This is a genomic window from Deinococcus phoenicis, assembly GCF_000599865.1.
GTDB classification, from domain to species: Bacteria; Deinococcota; Deinococci; order Deinococcales; family Deinococcaceae; genus Deinococcus; species Deinococcus phoenicis.
In genome coordinates this window covers 48,645-64,552 of sequence record NZ_JHAC01000061.1, presented here as the reverse complement: position 1 = coordinate 64,552, position 15,908 = coordinate 48,645, and the positions used below count along the sequence as shown (strand labels likewise).

Below are 15,908 nucleotides of genomic sequence, written 5' to 3'. Positions count from 1 at the left end.
GGAGTATTCCACGGGGGCGGAAGCGCCGGACGGCCTGGCGCGGTCCCGGCTTGCCCCTCCGGGGCCTGTCCCCGCCCAGGTTGCTCCTCCCTTGTGCTTCCTGTCACGTACACTCGCGGGGTCATGACTGCGCTCCCCCAGGCTGTTCCCCTCGACGACGCGATCGACCGGCTCGGCCTCGGTCCCTTTCAGTGGCGGCTGCTGGCCATCTGCGGGCTGACCTGGGCGGCGGACGCGATGGAAGTCCTGCTGATGGGCTTCGCGCTGCCCGGCATCAGCGCCGCGTTCGGGCTGGCGCGCGGGTCGGCAGACGCGACGCTGCTGCTGACGGCCACCTTTGCCGGGATGCTGGTGGGCGCGCTGTTCTGGGGCTGGCTGGCCGACCGGATCGGCCGCCGGGCCGTCTTCCTGACCACCGTTTCGCTGGGCGTGGTGTTCGGGTTGTGTGGGGCGGTGGCGCCGGGCGTGGCCTGGCTGGTCCTCGCCCGCTTCCTGACCGGCTTTGCGATCGGCGGGACGCTGCCGGTGGACTACGCGATGATGGCCGAGTTCGTGCCGACGGCGTGGCGGGGGCGTTTTCTGGTGTACCTGGAAAGTTTCTGGGCGCTGGGAACGGTCGCGGTGGCCGCGCTGGCGTGGTGGCTGAGTACGCTGTTCGAACCGGCGGAGGCCTGGCGCTGGCTGCTGGGGCTGGCCGCCGTGCCGGGCGTGATCGGCCTGCTGGCGCGGCTGGGCATTCCCGACTCGCCCCGGTCGCTGCTGGTGCGGGGCCGGGAGCCGGAGGCGCGGGGGGCACTCCTCCGGGTGGCCAGAGCGAATGGGACCGCGCTCCCCGACGCGCCGCTGGCCGTCCCTCCACCCGCCCCACGGGTGACGCCCGCCGCCCTTTTCCAGGGCCTGCTGCGGCGCCGCACGGTGCTGCTCGCGCTGGTCTGGTTCGGCCTCAGCCTGGGCTATTACGGCATCTTCTCGTGGTTGCCGTCGTACCTGCGGGCGCAGGGCCTCGACCTCGGCGCGGTCTACCGCACGACGCTGCTGCTGGCGCTGGCGCAGCTTCCAGGGTACGTGCTGGCGGCGTATCTGGTGGAAAAGGTGGGCCGCCGCGCCACGCTGGTCGGCTACTTGGCTGTCTCGGCACTGGGCGCGTATCTCTTCCTGCTGGCGGGGACGCCGGGGGCGGTGCTGGTGACCTCCGCGCTGCTGTCGTTCGCGCTGCTGGGGGCGTGGGGGGCGCTGTACGCCTACACGCCGGAACTGTTTCCCACACCGCTGCGCACGACCGGCATGGGCTTCGTGAGCGGCATGGCCCGGCTCGCCAGCGTGCTGTCGCCCAGCGTGGGCGCGCTGCTGCTGACCGGGCAGCTCGGCATAGCCCTGACCCTCTTTGCCGTCTGCTTCGCGGTGGCCGCCGCCTGCGCCTGGGGCATCGGCGTGGAGACGCGCGGGCAGAAACTGCCGGAAACCCTGATGACGGAGAATGGGGCGTGACCGTTTCTTCCCCCCCCACCCCGGCGGCCCTCCTCACCGACCTCTACCAGCTCACCATGATGCAGGGCTACCACGCCTACGGCCTGCACACCGAGGAGGCGGTCTTCGACCTGTACTTCCGCCGGGCACCCTTTCACGGCGGCTTCGCGGTGTGGGCGGGGCTGGAGCCGGTCCTGGACCTGCTCGAAAGCCTGCGCTTCACCGACGCCGACCTCGCCTACCTGGACTCGCTGGGCCTCTTTCAGCCCGACTTCCTCGAGGCGCTGCGGGGCTGGACGTTCAGCGGACGGGTCACGGCCTTCCGCGAGGGCAGCGTGGTTTTTGCCCACGAACCGCTGCTGACCGTCACCGCCCCGCTGTGGGAGGCGCAACTGGTCGAGACGGCGCTGCTCAATACCCTGAACTTCCAGACCCTGGTGGCGACGAAGGCCGCCCGCTGCGTCCTGGCGGCGGAGGCCAGCCCCTACGGGGGGCAGGTCGTCGAGTTCGGCGCCCGCCGCGCGCAGGGGCCGGACGGTGCGGTGAGTGCGGCGCGGGCGGCCTTCGTGGGCGGGGCCGTCGGCACCAGCAATGTGGAGGCGGGGCGGCGGTTCGGCCTGCCGCTGACCGGCACGCACGCGCACGCCTGGGTGGAGAGCTTCCCCGACGAACTCGCGGCCTTTCGCGCCTACGCCCGGCTGTACCCGGACAGCACCACGCTGCTGCTCGACACGGTGGACACGCTGGCGAGCGGCCTCCCCAACGCGCTGACCGTGGCGCGGGAGCTGCGCGCGGCGGGCCATGAACTGCGGGGCGTGCGGCTGGACAGCGGGGACCTCGCCTACCTGTCGGGCCGGATTCGGGCGGCCCTGGACGAGGCGGGTTTCGGCGACGTGAAGATCGTGGCGAGCAACGACCTGTCCGAATCGGTGATCGCCTCGGTGATCGGGGAGGGAGGGCGCATCGACGTGTACGGCGTCGGCACGCAGCTCGCCACGGCGGGCGGGGAGGGCGGCGGCGCACTCGGCGGCGTCTTCAAGCTCGCCCAGCTCGGCGGCGTCCCCAAGATGAAGCTGACCGGTGATCCGGCCAAGTCCAGCCTCCCCGGCGTGAAGCAGGTGTGGCGGGCCGTGAACGCGCAGGGCGAACTGGTGTTCGACGCGCTGACCCTGGGAGATGCCCCCCGCACCGGCGAGCGCGTCAGCGACCCCACCAACCCCCTGCGGGCCTCGCGTGTGCCCGGCGGCCTGACCTGGGAGCCGGCGCGGGACACGGTGATGACGGGCGGGCGGCGGACCACTGCGCCGGAAACGTTGCAGGCCGCCCAGGCGCGGGCGCGCGCCGAACTCGCCCGGCTCCCGGCGGGGACGCGCCGCGCCCTCAATCCCCATATCTACCGCGTGGGCCTGGGGGACGACGTGGCCGGATTGCGTGACCGGGTGGCCGCCACGCTGCGTCCCGCCGCCGAATGACCGCTGGCCGCGTGGCCGTGTTCGTGGGCCGGTTCGAGCCGCCTCACCAGGCGCATGTGGCGACGGTCCTGCACGCCCTGGACCACGCCCCGCGCGTGCTGGTGCTGCTGGGCAGCGCGAACCTGGCCCGCTCCGTCCGCAATCCCTTCAGCGCCCCGGAGCGGGCGGCGATGTTCGGGGCTGCCCTGCGCGGGGCCGGGGTGCGGCGGGGCCGGGTCGTCTTTCGCCCCCTGCCCGACCGCTTCGACGCGGACCTGTGGGCGGCGGACGTGCGGCGCGTGGCCGGAGAGGTGTTCGGGGAAGGCGCGCCCATTGCACTCGCCGGCTTCGAAAAGGACGCCAGCAGCGCCTACCTGCGCTGGTTTCCCGGCTGGGACCGCCTGCCCACGCCCGAGCGGCCGGGCCTGAACGCTACCGATCTGCGCGCGGCTTTCCTGACCGGGCGGTCCCTGCCGGACGGCGTCCCGGAAGCGGTCCGTGCCTTCCTGGCCCGCTTTGCCCGTACCCCCGCCTTCGCCCGCCTGGGGGCCGAGTGGGCAGCGGTGGAGGCGGCCCGCGCCCGGCTCCCGTCCGGCGCCCATCTGCACGAGGAACGCTGGCTGCACGTTCAGGGCGGACGGGTGTGGCTCCAGACGCGCCAGGAGGCCATCGGGCGCGGCCTGTGGGCCTTGCCGGGGCAGGTTCTCCCGCCCGGCGAGCGGCCCACTGCCCCTGCTGACGCGGTGTTCGACCACCCGGCCCGCGCCCTGGTCGCGCCGACCGCCGCACATGTGTGGCTCGGCCCGCCGCCCGCCGCCTTTCCCGCGCGGCCCGTCCCCCTGGCCCGCGCGCTGGCCCTGCCGCGCCGCTTTCACGAGGACCATCACGTGATCCTGACGTGGCTGCTGGGGGCACGGGCAGAGGGGCAGTGATCCGAACGCCGACTGTTCCGCATATAGCCCGTTGAAGCTGCCCGCCCTGGATGCGGGCTTTCACCGGAGGAACACCTATGAGCCACGACCACAACAGTCCCGACCAGATCGTGCCCGACCAGAACAAGCCCACCCAGCCGACGCTCGACCGCCGCGCTGCCCTGGGCACCCTCGGCAAGCTCGGTCTGGGCGCGGCCGCCTTTGGCCTCGCGGGGTCTTCCGCGCTGGCCGTTCCCGCCAGGGACATCGACGTGGACGTGCTGAACTTCGCGCTGAATCTGGAGTACCTGGAAGCGGCCTTCTATCTGGCCGCCGTGGGCCGCCTGAACGAGCTGCGCGCCATCGGCGGCGGGGCCGAGATTCGCGTGCCGCAGGGCCTGGACCTGATGCGCGGCATGCAGTTCAAGGACAGCAACGTGCAGGCTTACATGCGTGACATCGCGGAAGACGAGTTCCAGCACGTCAGGTTCCTGCACGCGGCGCTGGGCAAGGCCGCCGCCCCGCGTCCCGTCCTCGACCTCTCAGCGGCCTTCGACGCTGCCGGGCGGGCGGCCAGCGGCGGCAAGATCCGGGGCTTCAACCCCTACGCGAACGACCTGTTCTTCCTGCACGGGGCCTTTATTTTCGAGGACGTGGGCGTGACCGCCTACAACGGCGCGGCGACCCTGCTCACGAACCCCGCGTACCTCCAGGCGGCGGCGGGCATCCTCGCCACCGAGGCGTATCACGCGGGGGCCATCCGCACCCTGCTGTTCATGCGGCGGCAGGAGCTGGCGGCGGCGGGCCTGTATGTCGGGCAGGTCGTGGACGCGATCAGCGCCCTGCGCGGCAAGGTCGGCGGCGGCAAGGACGCGGGCCTCAGCAACGCCCACGGTGCCGTTATCGCCCCAACCGACCCGCACGGCGCGGCCTACCCGCGTACCACCCGCGAGGTACTGAATATCGTGTACCTCGCGCCGGGTGCCCACCAGGGCGGGTTCTATCCGAACGGGTTGAACGGCAGCATCAGGTAAGTCGCTGGCGGGTGATGATGGCATCATCACCCCGAGCGGAGCGAGAAGCCAAAAAGTGGCGGGTGGCGGAGGTGGAGCGCTTCCGGGTGTCGTTTCCCGGAAGGGCGGAACTGTAGCCGCCTGCCACTTAAGCCGTATTCCGTCCGATTCCTTGACTTCCGGAACAGCGCCGGAAGTCCATCCATCTCCCGGAACCCATCTTTTCTCCTTCTCGCGTCCGCTCGGATTGAATCACTCCGTCAACGATTCAATCGGAGTTTGTATAAGACGGACTCCGGTGGAAAGGTTTCCGGGTCAACCTGAAACTCCGAGCGGGCTTGCAGGGTCGCGAAGCAGAGCGGAACCCGTATAGAGCAGGCGCGCTTCAGGTGGGGCCGTCTCCGAGGTAGGGCGGCCCTTCCTGTTGTCCGCCGCTGGGGGAGAGGAGCGCCCGCACGCCCTGAACGGGGGTGAGGGTGCCCGCCAGCACCTCCGCGCGCAGTGCCCGCAGCCGTTCGGCGTCCACCCCGGCCTGAAAGGCCTGCCACGCCGCCTCGCGCAGCAGGTCGTCGAACCACACGGCGGTCTGCGCGCGGCGTTTGGCGGCCACGTCCACGGCCTGCCGGTACGCCTCCACACCCTCCCAGACCTGCGGGATGCCGGCCCCAGTCAGCGCAGAGGATCGCAGCGCGCGGGGCCGCCAGGGGGCGCCGTGCGGCGTCAGCAGCCGGAGGGCCGCCGTCAGTTCCGTCTGAGCGCGGGCGGCGGCTCTGGGATCGGTGTCGGCCTTGTTCACTACACACAGGTCGGCCAGCTCCATGATGCCGCGCTTGATGCCCTGAAGTTCGTCCCCGGCGTTGGGCAGGGTCAGCAGCACGAAGAGGTCGGTCATGGCGGCCACCTGCGTCTCGGACTGGCCGACGCCGACCGTTTCCACCAGAATCACGTCGTACCCCGCCGCCTCACAGAGGGTGATGGCCTCGCGGGTGCGCCGGGCCACCCCGCCGAGCGTGCCGCCGCTGGGGCTGGGGCGGATAAAGGCCCCCGCGTGGACGGTCAGCCGGGGCATCCGCGTCTTGTCGCCCATGATGCTGCCGCCGGTGCGCGCGCTGCTGGGGTCCACCGCCAGCACGGCGACTCGGTGCCCGGCGTCCGCGAGAAGCAGGCCCAGCGCCTCGATAAAGGTGCTTTTGCCCACGCCCGGCACGCCGGTCAACCCCACCCGGACGCTGCGCCCGGCGTGCGGCAGAACTTCGGCCAGCAGGGCTTGGGCCTGGACCTCGTGGTCGGGGCGGGTGCTTTCGGTCAGGGTGATGGCGCGGGCCAGGGCGCGGCGATTGCCCGTCAGCAGCGCGGCAGCGAGGGGAGGGGAAACGCTCAGCACGGCCCCTGCCCCGCTTGCGCCGATGCCTGCAACGCGCAGCGCAGCAGGCCGCGCCCGTCAGCCGGCTGGGGCGGAAGTTCGCCCTGTTCCTCGCCCACCCTCTGCACAAGCCTATGTCGGCCATGCACTGCGGCCCGCTTGCCGGTGAAGGCTCCCCGCGTCAGCCACGTCCCCAGCCGCGCCGGGAACGTGGCCGGGAGAAAGACGGCCAGCAGGGACGGCGGCACCAGACTCGACACCCCACGATTCTAGACACCCCCCGGCTGCTTCTGCCCCCGGCCCTGGAGTAGACTGCCTGTATTCCAACTGGTCAGACCACTTGAGGAGGGGTATGAACACTGCTGCGTCACCCACCGTCCCCAGCGATCTCCGGGCCATCTTCGAGGCGCAGCAGGCACACCGCCTGCGGATGGCGCAGACGGGCGCCGCCGAGCGCCAGGCCATCTTGCGCCGCCTGCGGGGGGCCATCCACCGGCACCGCGTCCGGCTGGCGGAGGCGCTCGCCGCCGACCTGGGCAAGAGCCGCGCCGAGGCCGAGATCACCGAACTGCATTCCGTGGTCGGGGAACTGAACCACGCCGTTGCGCACCTGCCCCGCTGGATGCGTCCCCGGCGGGTGGCGACGCCCGCCACGCTGCTCGGCTCGCGCAGCCGGGTGGTGCCCGAGGCGCGTGGGGTGACGCTGATTCTCAGCCCCTGGAACTATCCCGTGAACCTTTCCCTCGCGCCGCTGATCGCTAGCCTCGCCGCCGGAAACACCGTGATGCTCAAGCCCAGTGAGAAAGCCCCGGCCACTGCGCAGGCGCTGCGGACCATGCTGGCAGAGGTCTTCGAACCGCGCCTCGTCGCGGTGATCGGGGGCGGGGCGGACGTGGCGCAGGCGCTGACCGGCTTGCCCTTCGACCACATCTTCTTCACGGGCAGCGGCGAGATCGGACGCCGGGTGATGGAGGCCGCCGCGCGGAACCTCACGCCCGTCACGCTGGAACTGGGCGGCAAGAGTCCGGCGCTGGTCGGGCGCAGCGCCGACCTGGGGCTGGCCGCCGAACGCATCGGCTGGGGCAAGTTCCTGAATGCCGGCCAGACCTGCGTGGCCCCCGACTACGTGCTGGTGCCGGAGGGGCAGCATGACGAGTTCGTGGAGCGCCTGCGGGCGGTGGTGACGCGCCGCTACGGCCCGCACCCCGGCACCCTGACGGACTTCGGGCGCATGGTGGACGCCGCGAGCGTGGACCGCCTCCAGCGCCTGACCGACGCGAGCGTGCGGGCCGGGGCGCGCGTGGTGTTCGGCGGGCAGTTCGATGCCGGGCAGCGCTTCATCTCGCCCACGCTGGTCACGGGGGTCACGCCCGAGATGCCGCTGATGCGCGAAGAACTGTTCGGCCCGGTGCTGCCCATCCTGCCCTACCGCGACCTGCCGGACGCGCTGGCGCTGGTGCGGCGGCTGGACACGCCGCTGGCCCTTTATGTCTTTACCCGGGACCCCGCCCAGGCCGAGGAGGTGCGCCGCGAGACCCGCAGCGGCGCGCTGGTGGTCAACGGCACGGTGGTTCACCTCACCAACCCCAACCTCCCTTTCGGGGGCACCGGCCCCAGCGGGATGGGCAGCTATCACGGCGAATACGGCTTCCGCGCCTTCAGCCATGAGCGCGCCGTGTTGCAGGAGGCCGCCCTCAGCCCCACGCACCTGAGTTTCCCGCCCTACGGCCGGCCCGCCCCGCGCTTCACGGCCTGGCTGCTGCGGCAGATGGAACGCACCCTGCCCTCCGGCTGAGCTGTGCCGCCCGCCGACATTCTGGCCCCCGCCCCACGGTCCATGCGGCCGTCATCCGCCCAGGAGGTTTCCGCCGTGACCCCGCCCCGCCGCCCCGCCCTCCACGCCGAGGACATTCTGGTCAGCCGTCTGCTGGACGGCCACTACCCGCCCGGCAGCGCCCTCCCCGCCGAGCGCGAACTGGCCGCCGAGCTGGGCGTGACCCGGCCCACCCTGCGCGAGGCCCTCCAGCGGCTGTCGCGCGACGGCCTGCTGGAGATCCGGCAGGGCAAGCCCACCCTGGCCCGTGACCCGCGTGAGGGCGGCCTGAGCCTGCTCGCGCACCTGGTGGCACGCGGCGGGCTGGCAGACCTGATTCCCGACCTGCTGGACCTGCGGGCCGCGCTGCTGCCCCACTGGACGGCGGCCACCGTCGCCTGCCCGGACGCCGCCGCAGAACTGGCCGGGCTGCTGATCCGGCTTCCGCCCCAGGAGGAGCCTTCCCCCACCGACTGCGCCACCTTTGACTGGGCCACCTTCGACTGGGCCGTCCAGAGCGCGGTGGCCCGGCTCAGCGGCAACGCGCTGGCCCCGATGTTGCTGGGCAGTTTCCGGGGCGTGTTCGCGTCGGCGGGCGCGGTCTACTTCGCCGCGCCGGAGCGCCGCACCCGCTCGCGCCGCTATTACGGCGAACTGCGGGAAGCCGCGCTGCGGGGGGACGCCGCAGAAGCCGCCCGCCTGACCCAGGCGATCAGTGCCGACAGCCTGAGGCTCTGGCGCCAGGCCCAGGAGGAAGCTGCACGAGTTGGGGTGGCAACCGGTGGGGTGACAGCAGATGTTTGACCTGATCCAGAAGGCCATTCCCTTCTTCATCCTCTCGCTGGTGATCGAGTGGGCCGCCTACTTCTTCCTGCGCGAACAGGACGAGGCCACCGGGCGCGGCTCTCCCGGCTACGCTGCCGCCGATACCCTCACCAGCCTGGCGATGGGTCTCGGGAACGTGCTGGTGAACGTGGTGTGGAAAGGCACGGTCTTGACCCTCTACGCGGCGCTCTATACCCTCACGCCGCTGCGGATTCCCAGTGACGCGTGGTGGGCCTGGGTGCTGCTGTTCTTTCTGGACGACTTCGCCTACTACTGGTTCCACCGCGTCAGCCACGAGGTGCGGCTGTTCTGGGCGTCGCACGTCGTTCACCACTCCAGCCAGCACTACAACCTCTCCACGGCGCTGCGTCAGACCTGGGTGCCCATGACGGCGCTGCCCTTCTGGCTGCTGCTGCCCCTGCTGGGCTTCGAGCCGTGGATGGTGCTGCTGGCGCAGAGCTGGAACCTGCTGTATCAGTTCTTCGTGCATACCGAGAGGGTCGGCCGGCTGCACCCCTGGATCGAGGCCGCCCTCAACACGCCCAGTCACCACCGCGCGCACCACGGCAGCAACCCCCTGTATCTGGACCGCAACTACGCGGGCATCCTGATCGTCTGGGACCGCCTGCTGGGCACCTTCCAGCCCGAGACCGAGCGGGTCCGCTACGGGCTGGTCCACAACATCCAGACCCACAACCCCGTGACGGTCGCCTTTCACGAGTTCGCCGCCCTGTGGCGGGACGTGCGCTGTGCCCGGAGTTGGCGCGACCGCCTGGGCTACCTGTTCGGCCCGCCCGGCTGGAAGCCTGCACAGGCGGAGGAACGGGGCTGAGGGCGGGGTCAGGCCGGGCAGCGGCCCAGACGCAGCGCCGCCGTACTCAGGCCGCCCAGAAAGCGCAGATCGCTGCTCCACCCGGGACGGCGCATCCCGGACTCGTAAAGCAGCCGCCCGCGCGCGTCGTATTCGGCGGTGAGGTTGTACAGCGGGCCGGAGAAGCCCGAGGCGCTTCCGGTGGCGTACCGCAACCTTCCCGCCGCATCGTAGTAGCCGGTGAACTGAATGGCGTTGTCGGGGGTCTGCTGGTCAAAGCGGACCACGCGCGGTGTCCCCCCGGCATCGGTCAGGACACGGAGCCGCTGGTGCCCGGAGCGGTCGAGACAGGTCGCGGCCACGGGGGCGGGCCGCAGCTGGCCGCTGCGCTCCAGTAACCGTACCTGCGCCGTCTCCCGCGCCACCTGCACGCGGGCTTCCTGCAACTCGGTCGGCTGAGGCGGCGGCGTGGTCTGCGCGAAGGCGGGTGCGGCCGCCAGCAGGCCGAGGGCAAGCGGGGCAGCCAGCTTGAATGGGTTCATGCTCCCTTGTAACCTATTCGCGTGAGGGGGCCGGGGGAGACAGGCTCACCGTTCTTTCACGGGTGTCCTCAGGGTGTGAGGGGCGTCTCCTGCTGGCGTTCCCGCAGCAGCCCCAGCACTTCCCGCGCCGAATGCAGAATCGGCGTGCCCGGCCCGAAGATGCCCGCCACCCCCGCCGCCCGCAGCGCCGCATAGTCCTGCTGCGGAATCACGCCGCCCGCCACGACCAGAATGTCGCCCGCGCCCTCCTCGCGCAGCGCCCCGATCAGTTGCGGAATCAGCGTCCGGTGTCCGGCGGCCTGGCTGCTCACGCCGATGACGTGAACGTCATTTTCCACCGCCTGCCGCGCGGCCTCCTCCGGCGTCTGGAAGAGAGGGCCGACGTCCACGTCGAAGCCCAGGTCGGCAAAGCCTGTGGCGATCACCTTCGCGCCCCGGTCGTGCCCGTCCTGGCCCATCTTCACGACCAGGATGCGGGGGCGGCGGCCTTCGGCCTCGGCAAAGGCTTCAATCTCGTTCTGAAGGGCCGCGAAGCCCTCGTCGCCGTCATAACCCTGGGCGTAGACGCCCGATAAGGTGCGGACCTCTGCCCGGTGGCGGCCCCACACCCGCTCCAGCGCGTCGCTGACCTCGCCCACGGTGGCGCGGGCGCGCATGGCGTCCACGCTGAGGGCCAGCAGGTTGCCCTCGCCGGTGCGGGCGGCCTCCTCCAGCGCGGCGAGGGCACGGGCCACCGCTTCCGGTTCGCGCCCCGCCTTCACGCGGCCCAGGCGGGCAAGCTGCGACTCACGCACGGCCACGTTGTCGATGTCCAGCACCTCCACCGGTGTCTCCTCGGTGGTGCGGTACCGGTTCACGCCGACAATCACGTCCTCGCCGCGGTCGATGCGGGCCTGCTTGCGCGCGGCGGATTCCTCGATGCGCAGCTTGGGCACGCCGCTCTCGATGGCCTTCGCCATGCCGCCCAGTTCCTCCACCTCGCGCATCAGCTCGCGGGCCTTTTCGGCCAGGTCGAAGGTCAGGCGTTCCATCAGGTACGAGCCGCCCCAGGGGTCCACCACCTGCGGGATGCCCGTCTCCTCCTGAATCACGAGCTGGGTATTGCGCGCCACGCGGGCGCTGAAATCGGTAGGCAGGCCGATGGCCTCGTCGAAGGCGTTGGTGTGCAGGCTCTGCGTGCCGCCGAAGACCGCCGCCATCGCCTCAATCGTTGTGCGGATGATGTTGTTGTACGGGTCCTGCTCGGTCAGCGACCAGCCCGAAGTCTGACAGTGGGTGCGCAGGGCGCGGCTCATGGGGTTCTTCGGCCCGAACTGCGCCATGATTTCGTCCCACAGCAACCGGGCGGCCCGCAGCTTCGCCATCTCGGTATAGAAGTTCATCCCGATGGCGAAGAAGAAGCTCAGCCGGGGCGCGAACTCGTCCACACTCAGGCCCTTTGCCAGCGCCGCTCGCACATATTCCAGCCCGTCGGCCAGCGTGTAGGCCAGCTCCAGCGCCGCGTTCGCCCCCGCCTCCTGCAAGTGGTAGCCGCTGATGGAGATGGAGTTGAACTTCGGCATCTCCCGCGCGGTGAAGGCGATGATGTCCGCCACAATCCGCATGGACGGCTCTGGCGGATAGATGTAGGTGTTCCGCACCATGAACTCTTTGAGGATGTCGTTCTGGATGGTGCCGGAAAGCTGCGCGCGGGGCACCCCCTGCTCCTCGCCCGCCACGATGAAGGCGGCCAGCACGGGCAGCACCGCGCCGTTCATGGTCATGCTGACCGACATTTCATTCAGCGGAATCCCGTCGAAGAGAATCTTCATGTCCTCGACGCTGTCAATCGCCACCCCCGCCTTGCCCACGTCGCCCACCACGCGCGGGTGGTCGGAGTCGTAGCCCCGGTGCGTGGCGAGGTCGAAGGCCACACTCAGGCCCTTCTGTCCCGCCGCCAGATTCCGGCGGTAGAAGGCGTTCGATTCCTCAGCGGTCGAGAAGCCCGCGTACTGGCGAATGGTCCAGGGGCGGGCGGCGTACATGGTGGCGCGCGGGCCACGCGTGAAGGGCGGCAGGCCAGGTAGGGTGTCCGAGCCTGCGGGCAGGTCGGCGGACGTGTACAGGGCCTTGAGGGTGAGACCCTCGGGTGTCGTGTGGTTCAGCGTCTCGGGGTCCGCGCCGCGCAGGTCCTTTTGCGCCAGCGCCCGCCAGGCAGAAAGGTCGAGCCACGCGGAGAGGTCAGGTGGGGTCATGGCAGTTCCTCCGTCTGTGTGCATGATGCCACGTGGCGAACGAACGGACGTTAGGCGGAGCAGGTCCGGCCCGGCAGAAATGAGAATGTTAAACTGCCGCTCGTGATCTCCGACCCAGCCGCCCCCGCTGCCTCTCCGGCGAGGCGTGTGAAGCTTGCCCCCAGCCTCCTTTCCTGCGACTTCACGCAGATGGGAGAGGAACTGGGCCGCCTCGCCGACGCCGACTGTCCCGCTGACTGGGCGCACGTGGACGTGATGGACGGCCTCTTCGTGCCCAACATCTCCTTCGGGCTGCCCATCCTGGCCGCCGCCCGCCGCGCCAGCCCCCTCTTCATGGACGTTCACCTGATGATCGAGCGGCCCGAACGCTACCTGCGCGACTTTGCCGAGGCGGGCGCGGACGGCCTGACGGTGCATGTGGAGTCCACCCAGCATATCCACCGCGCGGTGGGCATGATCCGCGAACTGGGCAAACGGGCGGGCGTGACTCTCAACCCCGGCACGCCGCTGGAGGCCGTGCGACCCGTGCTGGGCGACGTGGACCTCGTGCTGGTGATGAGCGTGAACCCCGGCTTCGGCGGTCAGAAGTTCATTCCCCAGAGTGTGGAGCGTGTCCGCACCCTGCGCCACTGGCTGGACGAGCTGGGGAGTGAGGCCGAGCTGGAGGTGGACGGCGGTGTGACACCCGCCAATGCCCGCCTGCTGGCGGACGCGGGCGCGACGGTCCTGGTGGCGGGCAGCAGTGTCTTCGGGCCGGACGGTCCCCACGCCGGGCTGAGGCGTCTGCGGGAGGCGCTGGCTTGAGATTGCGCGTGGACCTGCTGCCGCACGGCAACTACCCCGACGTGGTGCTGGTCATCGACGTGCTGCGCGCCACCACCACCGCCGTCACGTATCTGGAACGCGGCGCAGAGGCCCTCCTGCTCACCGCCACGCCCGAAGTCGCGCTCTCGCTGCGTGGCGAGGCCCCGGAAGGCGGGCTGCTGCTGGGCGGGGAACGCGGCGGGCTGCCCATTCCCGGCTTCGACTTCGGCAACAGCCCCGTCGAGGCCGCCGCCCAGAACTTCACGGGCCGGGTGGTCGTGATGAACACCACCAACGGCACCGGGGCCGCCCACACCGCCGCGCAGACCGGCAAGCACGTCCTGCTCGCCGCGCTGACCAACGCCCACGCCGCCGCCCGCCGCGCCCGCGCCCTGGCGACCGAGGAAATCGCCATCGTCTGCGCCGGGACCGATCTGCATGTCGGCCTGGAGGACGTGTATGCGGCGGGCGTGCTGGCCGAGTACCTGCTGGCGATGGGCGAATTTTCCATCGACGACGGCACCCGCATCGCCCTCACCGTGCGCCGCAACGCGGGCAACCCCATCGAGGCCCTGGGTAGCAGCGGCCACGGCCAGCACCTCGTCGGCCTGGGCCTGGGCGATGACGTGCGCTACGCCGCGCAGGTGAGTACCAGCACGCTGGTGCCGGTTCTGGGCGAGGCACAGGAGATACCGGAGGCGCTGCGGTTTGTGGCGGGGTGAGACGGGCGCGTTGCCTGTCGCTTGGAGAGGTGGGGAGGTTGGGGCGGTCTATTCGCCCTTTTGAACCACGCAGAAGCGGTTGCCGTCCGGGTCGGCCAGCACCACGTAATCTGCGCCCGGCTCATACCGCCAGTCCACTTGCCCGGCGCCCAGGGCCAGCAGCCGCTCCACCTCTGCCGCCTGGTCCCCGGCGTACAGGTCGAGGTGATGCCGTTTTGCCTTCTGGGAGGTGACGAGCTTCAGCGCCAGTTGCACGCCGTGGCCCTCCCGCGGAACCAGCACCGCCCAGTCGTCGTCCGGCTCGTCGCGCAACTGATAGTTCAGCGCCTGCGTCCAGAACGTGATGGCCCGGGGAAGGTCCTGCACGCCCCAGACGATGGAACCGATGCCCAACATGGGAGCAGTATGGCCTTTCCCCCAGCTGCCGACCCGTTACCCTGTTCCCCATGACCGTCTCTGATCTGCACCTCCCCGCCGTGACCCCCACGGACTCGATCGACTGGCAGGCCATCCCCAGCCCGGCCTTTGTCCTCGACGAATCGCGACTCCGCCGCAACCTCAGCCTGATCCAGTCCGTACAGCGCGAGAGCGGCGCGCAGATTATCGTGGCCTTCAAGGGCTTTGCGATGTGGAGTGTGTTCCCGCTGCTGCGCGAGTACGGCATCACCGGGGCGACCGCCAGCAGCCTGAACGAGGCGCTTCTGGCGAAGGAGGAGATGCGGGGCGAGGTCCACGTCTACGCCCCCGCCTACAGCGAGGCGGAGTTTCCGCGCATCCTCGAACTGGCCGACCATTTGGTGTTCAATTCCTTCTCGCAGTGGGAACGCTTCAGGCCGCAGGTGGAGGCCGCCCGCGCCGCCGGCAAAGAACTGCACGTCGGCCTGCGCGTGAACCCCGAATATGCCGAGGTCGAGACGGACCTCTATAACCCCGCTGGCCCGTTCTCGCGCCTGGGCGTGACGCGCCGCGAGTTCCGCCCGGAGCTGCTGGACGGCATCGACGGCCTGCACTTCCACACCCTCTGCGAAAAGGACAGCGACACGCTGGAGCGCACGCTGGAAGTCGTCGAGCGCAACTTCGGGGAGTATTTGAGGCACATGAAGTGGGTCAACTTCGGCGGCGGCCACCTGATGACCCGCGAGGGCTACGACATCGCGCGGCTGATCCGGGTGGTGCGCCAGTTCCGCGAGAAGTGGGGCGTCCACGTGATTCTGGAACCCGGCAGCGCCTTCGGCTGGCAGACCGGCTGGCTGGTGAGCAGCGTGCTGGACGTGGTCCACAATGTCAAGGACATCGCCGTGCTCGACATCTCCGTCAGTGCCCACATGCCCGACGTGCTGGAGATGCCCTACCGCCCGCGCATCCTGGGCGCAGGCGACCCACCGGAGCAGGATCACCGGGAGGCGACCGACGCCCCCGCCGGGTTCCCCTACATCATCGGCGGCACGACCTGTCTCGCCGGGGACGTGGTGGGCGAGTACGTGTTCGACCACCCGCTGAATCTCGGGGACCGGGTGGTCTTCGACGACATGATTCACTACACGATGGTCAAGACGACTTTTTTCAACGGCGTGAAGCACCCCGATATCGGCATCCTGCACCTGGACGGCACGTATGAGCGCGTGAAGGCGTTCGGGTACGAGGAGTTCAAGGCGAAGCTGAGCTGAGGCCATGAGCCGTGAGCAACCCGGCGGCGGCAAAAGCTGAAGTGCCTGGGTGCCTGCTCATACGGATTCCGGATAATCCGTTACGGCCCCTCCGCTCCGCTGCGGTGCCTCCACTCCTATCCGTCACCGTTTTTCCTTCTCCCTCCGGTCGGGTTAACCAGTTCTTTCATCACTGATTAACCGGAATCCTTATCAGCGCGCGCAGCGCCACCCAGGCGAGCGCCCCAACCACTCCCGGCTGGGGCGCTCGCCTGCTGGTTTCCCGTCTGGATGAAAGAGGCGAAA

15 protein-coding genes are annotated in these 15,908 nt (G+C 70.3%); 10 read left to right on the top strand and 5 right to left on the bottom strand.

The features are described from left to right. Nucleotides 1-123: 123 nt before the first annotated feature. The 4 genes from DEIPH_RS15480 (at nt 124) to DEIPH_RS15465 (ending at nt 4,863) form a co-directional block, all read left to right on the top strand. Complete coding sequence (locus DEIPH_RS15480; RefSeq protein ID WP_034359829.1) at nt 124-1,488, top strand: MFS transporter; 1,365 nt, start codon at nt 124-126, stop codon at nt 1,486-1,488. Beyond that, on the top strand, nt 1,485-2,939 hold the full coding sequence (locus tag DEIPH_RS15475) for a nicotinate phosphoribosyltransferase (protein WP_034359827.1): 1,455 nt from the start codon (nt 1,485-1,487) through the stop codon (nt 2,937-2,939). Before DEIPH_RS15480 ends, DEIPH_RS15475 begins: the two co-directional genes overlap by 4 nt. Beyond that, the gene (locus tag DEIPH_RS15470) at nt 2,936-3,850 is read left to right on the top strand and encodes an adenylyltransferase/cytidyltransferase family protein (protein WP_034359826.1); all 915 of its coding nucleotides are present in this window, start codon (nt 2,936-2,938) and stop codon (nt 3,848-3,850) included. The genes DEIPH_RS15475 and DEIPH_RS15470 overlap by 4 nt, the downstream gene beginning before the upstream one ends. A 77-nt stretch (nt 3,851-3,927) precedes the next feature. After that, nucleotides 3,928-4,863 (top strand): ferritin-like domain-containing protein, encoded by a 936-nt coding sequence (locus DEIPH_RS15465; protein WP_034359825.1) that lies wholly within the window; start codon nt 3,928-3,930, stop codon nt 4,861-4,863. Nucleotides 4,864-5,227: 364 nt separating this feature from the next. Here DEIPH_RS15465 and meaB read toward each other — a convergent pair whose 3' ends face one another. Continuing rightward, nucleotides 5,228-6,223 carry a methylmalonyl Co-A mutase-associated GTPase MeaB gene (meaB, locus tag DEIPH_RS15460; RefSeq protein WP_051517437.1) on the bottom strand — a complete coding sequence of 332 codons (996 nt, stop codon included), beginning with the start codon at nt 6,221-6,223 and terminating at the stop codon, nt 5,228-5,230. After that, nucleotides 6,220-6,465 (bottom strand): hypothetical protein, encoded by a 246-nt coding sequence (locus DEIPH_RS15455; RefSeq protein ID WP_034359824.1) that lies wholly within the window; start codon nt 6,463-6,465, stop codon nt 6,220-6,222. Before DEIPH_RS15455 ends, meaB begins: the two co-directional genes overlap by 4 nt. Nucleotides 6,466-6,557: 92 nt before the next feature. On the opposite strand from DEIPH_RS15455, the gene DEIPH_RS15450 reads away from it, so the two are divergent. The 3 genes from DEIPH_RS15450 to DEIPH_RS15440 all read left to right on the top strand — a co-directional run bounded on the left by DEIPH_RS15450 (nt 6,558) and on the right by DEIPH_RS15440 (nt 9,675). Then, on the top strand, nt 6,558-8,000 hold the full coding sequence (locus DEIPH_RS15450) for an aldehyde dehydrogenase family protein (protein ID WP_034359823.1): 1,443 nt from the start codon (nt 6,558-6,560) through the stop codon (nt 7,998-8,000). A gap of 75 nt (nt 8,001-8,075) precedes the next feature. Beyond that, nucleotides 8,076-8,822 (top strand): GntR family transcriptional regulator, encoded by a 747-nt coding sequence (locus DEIPH_RS15445; protein WP_051517434.1) that lies wholly within the window; start codon nt 8,076-8,078, stop codon nt 8,820-8,822. Beyond that, nucleotides 8,815-9,675, top strand: coding sequence for a sterol desaturase family protein (locus DEIPH_RS15440; protein ID WP_034359821.1), 861 nt, complete (start codon nt 8,815-8,817; stop codon nt 9,673-9,675). Before DEIPH_RS15445 ends, DEIPH_RS15440 begins: the two co-directional genes overlap by 8 nt. A gap of 8 nt (nt 9,676-9,683) precedes the next feature. Here DEIPH_RS15440 and DEIPH_RS15435 read toward each other — a convergent pair whose 3' ends face one another. Beyond that, nucleotides 9,684-10,196 (bottom strand): hypothetical protein, encoded by a 513-nt coding sequence (locus DEIPH_RS15435; RefSeq protein WP_034359819.1) that lies wholly within the window; start codon nt 10,194-10,196, stop codon nt 9,684-9,686. Nucleotides 10,197-10,264: 68 nt separating this feature from the next. Continuing rightward, on the bottom strand, nt 10,265-12,430 hold the full coding sequence (scpA, locus tag DEIPH_RS15430) for a methylmalonyl-CoA mutase (protein ID WP_034359817.1): 2,166 nt from the start codon (nt 12,428-12,430) through the stop codon (nt 10,265-10,267). Between the two features lie 102 nt (nt 12,431-12,532). Here scpA and rpe point away from each other — a divergent pair, with 102 nt between their 5' ends. Together rpe and DEIPH_RS15420 are read left to right on the top strand one after the other, a co-directional pair. After that, nucleotides 12,533-13,234: a ribulose-phosphate 3-epimerase gene (rpe, locus tag DEIPH_RS15425; RefSeq protein WP_267134658.1), complete on the top strand. Its 702-nt coding sequence runs from the start codon at nt 12,533-12,535 to the stop codon at nt 13,232-13,234. Continuing rightward, nucleotides 13,231-13,956, top strand: a complete 726-nt coding sequence (locus DEIPH_RS15420; RefSeq protein ID WP_034359813.1) for a 2-phosphosulfolactate phosphatase — start codon at nt 13,231-13,233, stop codon at nt 13,954-13,956. Before rpe ends, DEIPH_RS15420 begins: the two co-directional genes overlap by 4 nt. Nucleotides 13,957-14,004: 48 nt before the next feature. Here DEIPH_RS15420 and DEIPH_RS15415 read toward each other — a convergent pair whose 3' ends face one another. Then, entirely contained in the window at nt 14,005-14,352 is a 348-nt protein-coding gene (locus tag DEIPH_RS15415; protein WP_034359811.1) for a VOC family protein, read from the bottom strand. A gap of 50 nt (nt 14,353-14,402) precedes the next feature. Between DEIPH_RS15415 and nspC the strand changes: the two genes are divergently transcribed. After that, the gene (nspC, locus tag DEIPH_RS15410; protein WP_034359809.1) at nt 14,403-15,623 is read left to right on the top strand and encodes a carboxynorspermidine decarboxylase; all 1,221 of its coding nucleotides are present in this window, start codon (nt 14,403-14,405) and stop codon (nt 15,621-15,623) included. The last annotated feature ends 285 nt before the right edge of the window (nt 15,624-15,908 follow it).

Bases quoted from the DNA above. Each gene is read 5' to 3' on its own strand.
- DEIPH_RS15465 (WP_034359825.1), top strand. From the start codon at position 3,928: ATGAGCCACGACCACAACAGTCCCGACCAGATCGTGCCCGACCAGAAC.
- DEIPH_RS15450 (WP_034359823.1), top strand. From the start codon at position 6,558: ATGAACACTGCTGCGTCACCCACCGTCCCCAGCGATCTCCGGGCCATC.
- DEIPH_RS15415 (WP_034359811.1), bottom strand. From the start codon at position 14,352: ATGTTGGGCATCGGTTCCATCGTCTGGGGCGTGCAGGACCTTCCCCGG.
- scpA (WP_034359817.1), bottom strand. From the start codon at position 12,430: ATGACCCCACCTGACCTCTCCGCGTGGCTCGACCTTTCTGCCTGGCGG.
- DEIPH_RS15435 (WP_034359819.1), bottom strand. From the start codon at position 10,196: ATGAACCCATTCAAGCTGGCTGCCCCGCTTGCCCTCGGCCTGCTGGCG.
- DEIPH_RS15440 (WP_034359821.1), top strand. From the start codon at position 8,815: ATGTTTGACCTGATCCAGAAGGCCATTCCCTTCTTCATCCTCTCGCTG.
- nspC (WP_034359809.1), top strand. From the start codon at position 14,403: ATGACCGTCTCTGATCTGCACCTCCCCGCCGTGACCCCCACGGACTCG.
- DEIPH_RS15470 (WP_034359826.1), top strand. From the start codon at position 2,936: ATGACCGCTGGCCGCGTGGCCGTGTTCGTGGGCCGGTTCGAGCCGCCT.
- DEIPH_RS15480 (WP_034359829.1), top strand. From the start codon at position 124: ATGACTGCGCTCCCCCAGGCTGTTCCCCTCGACGACGCGATCGACCGG.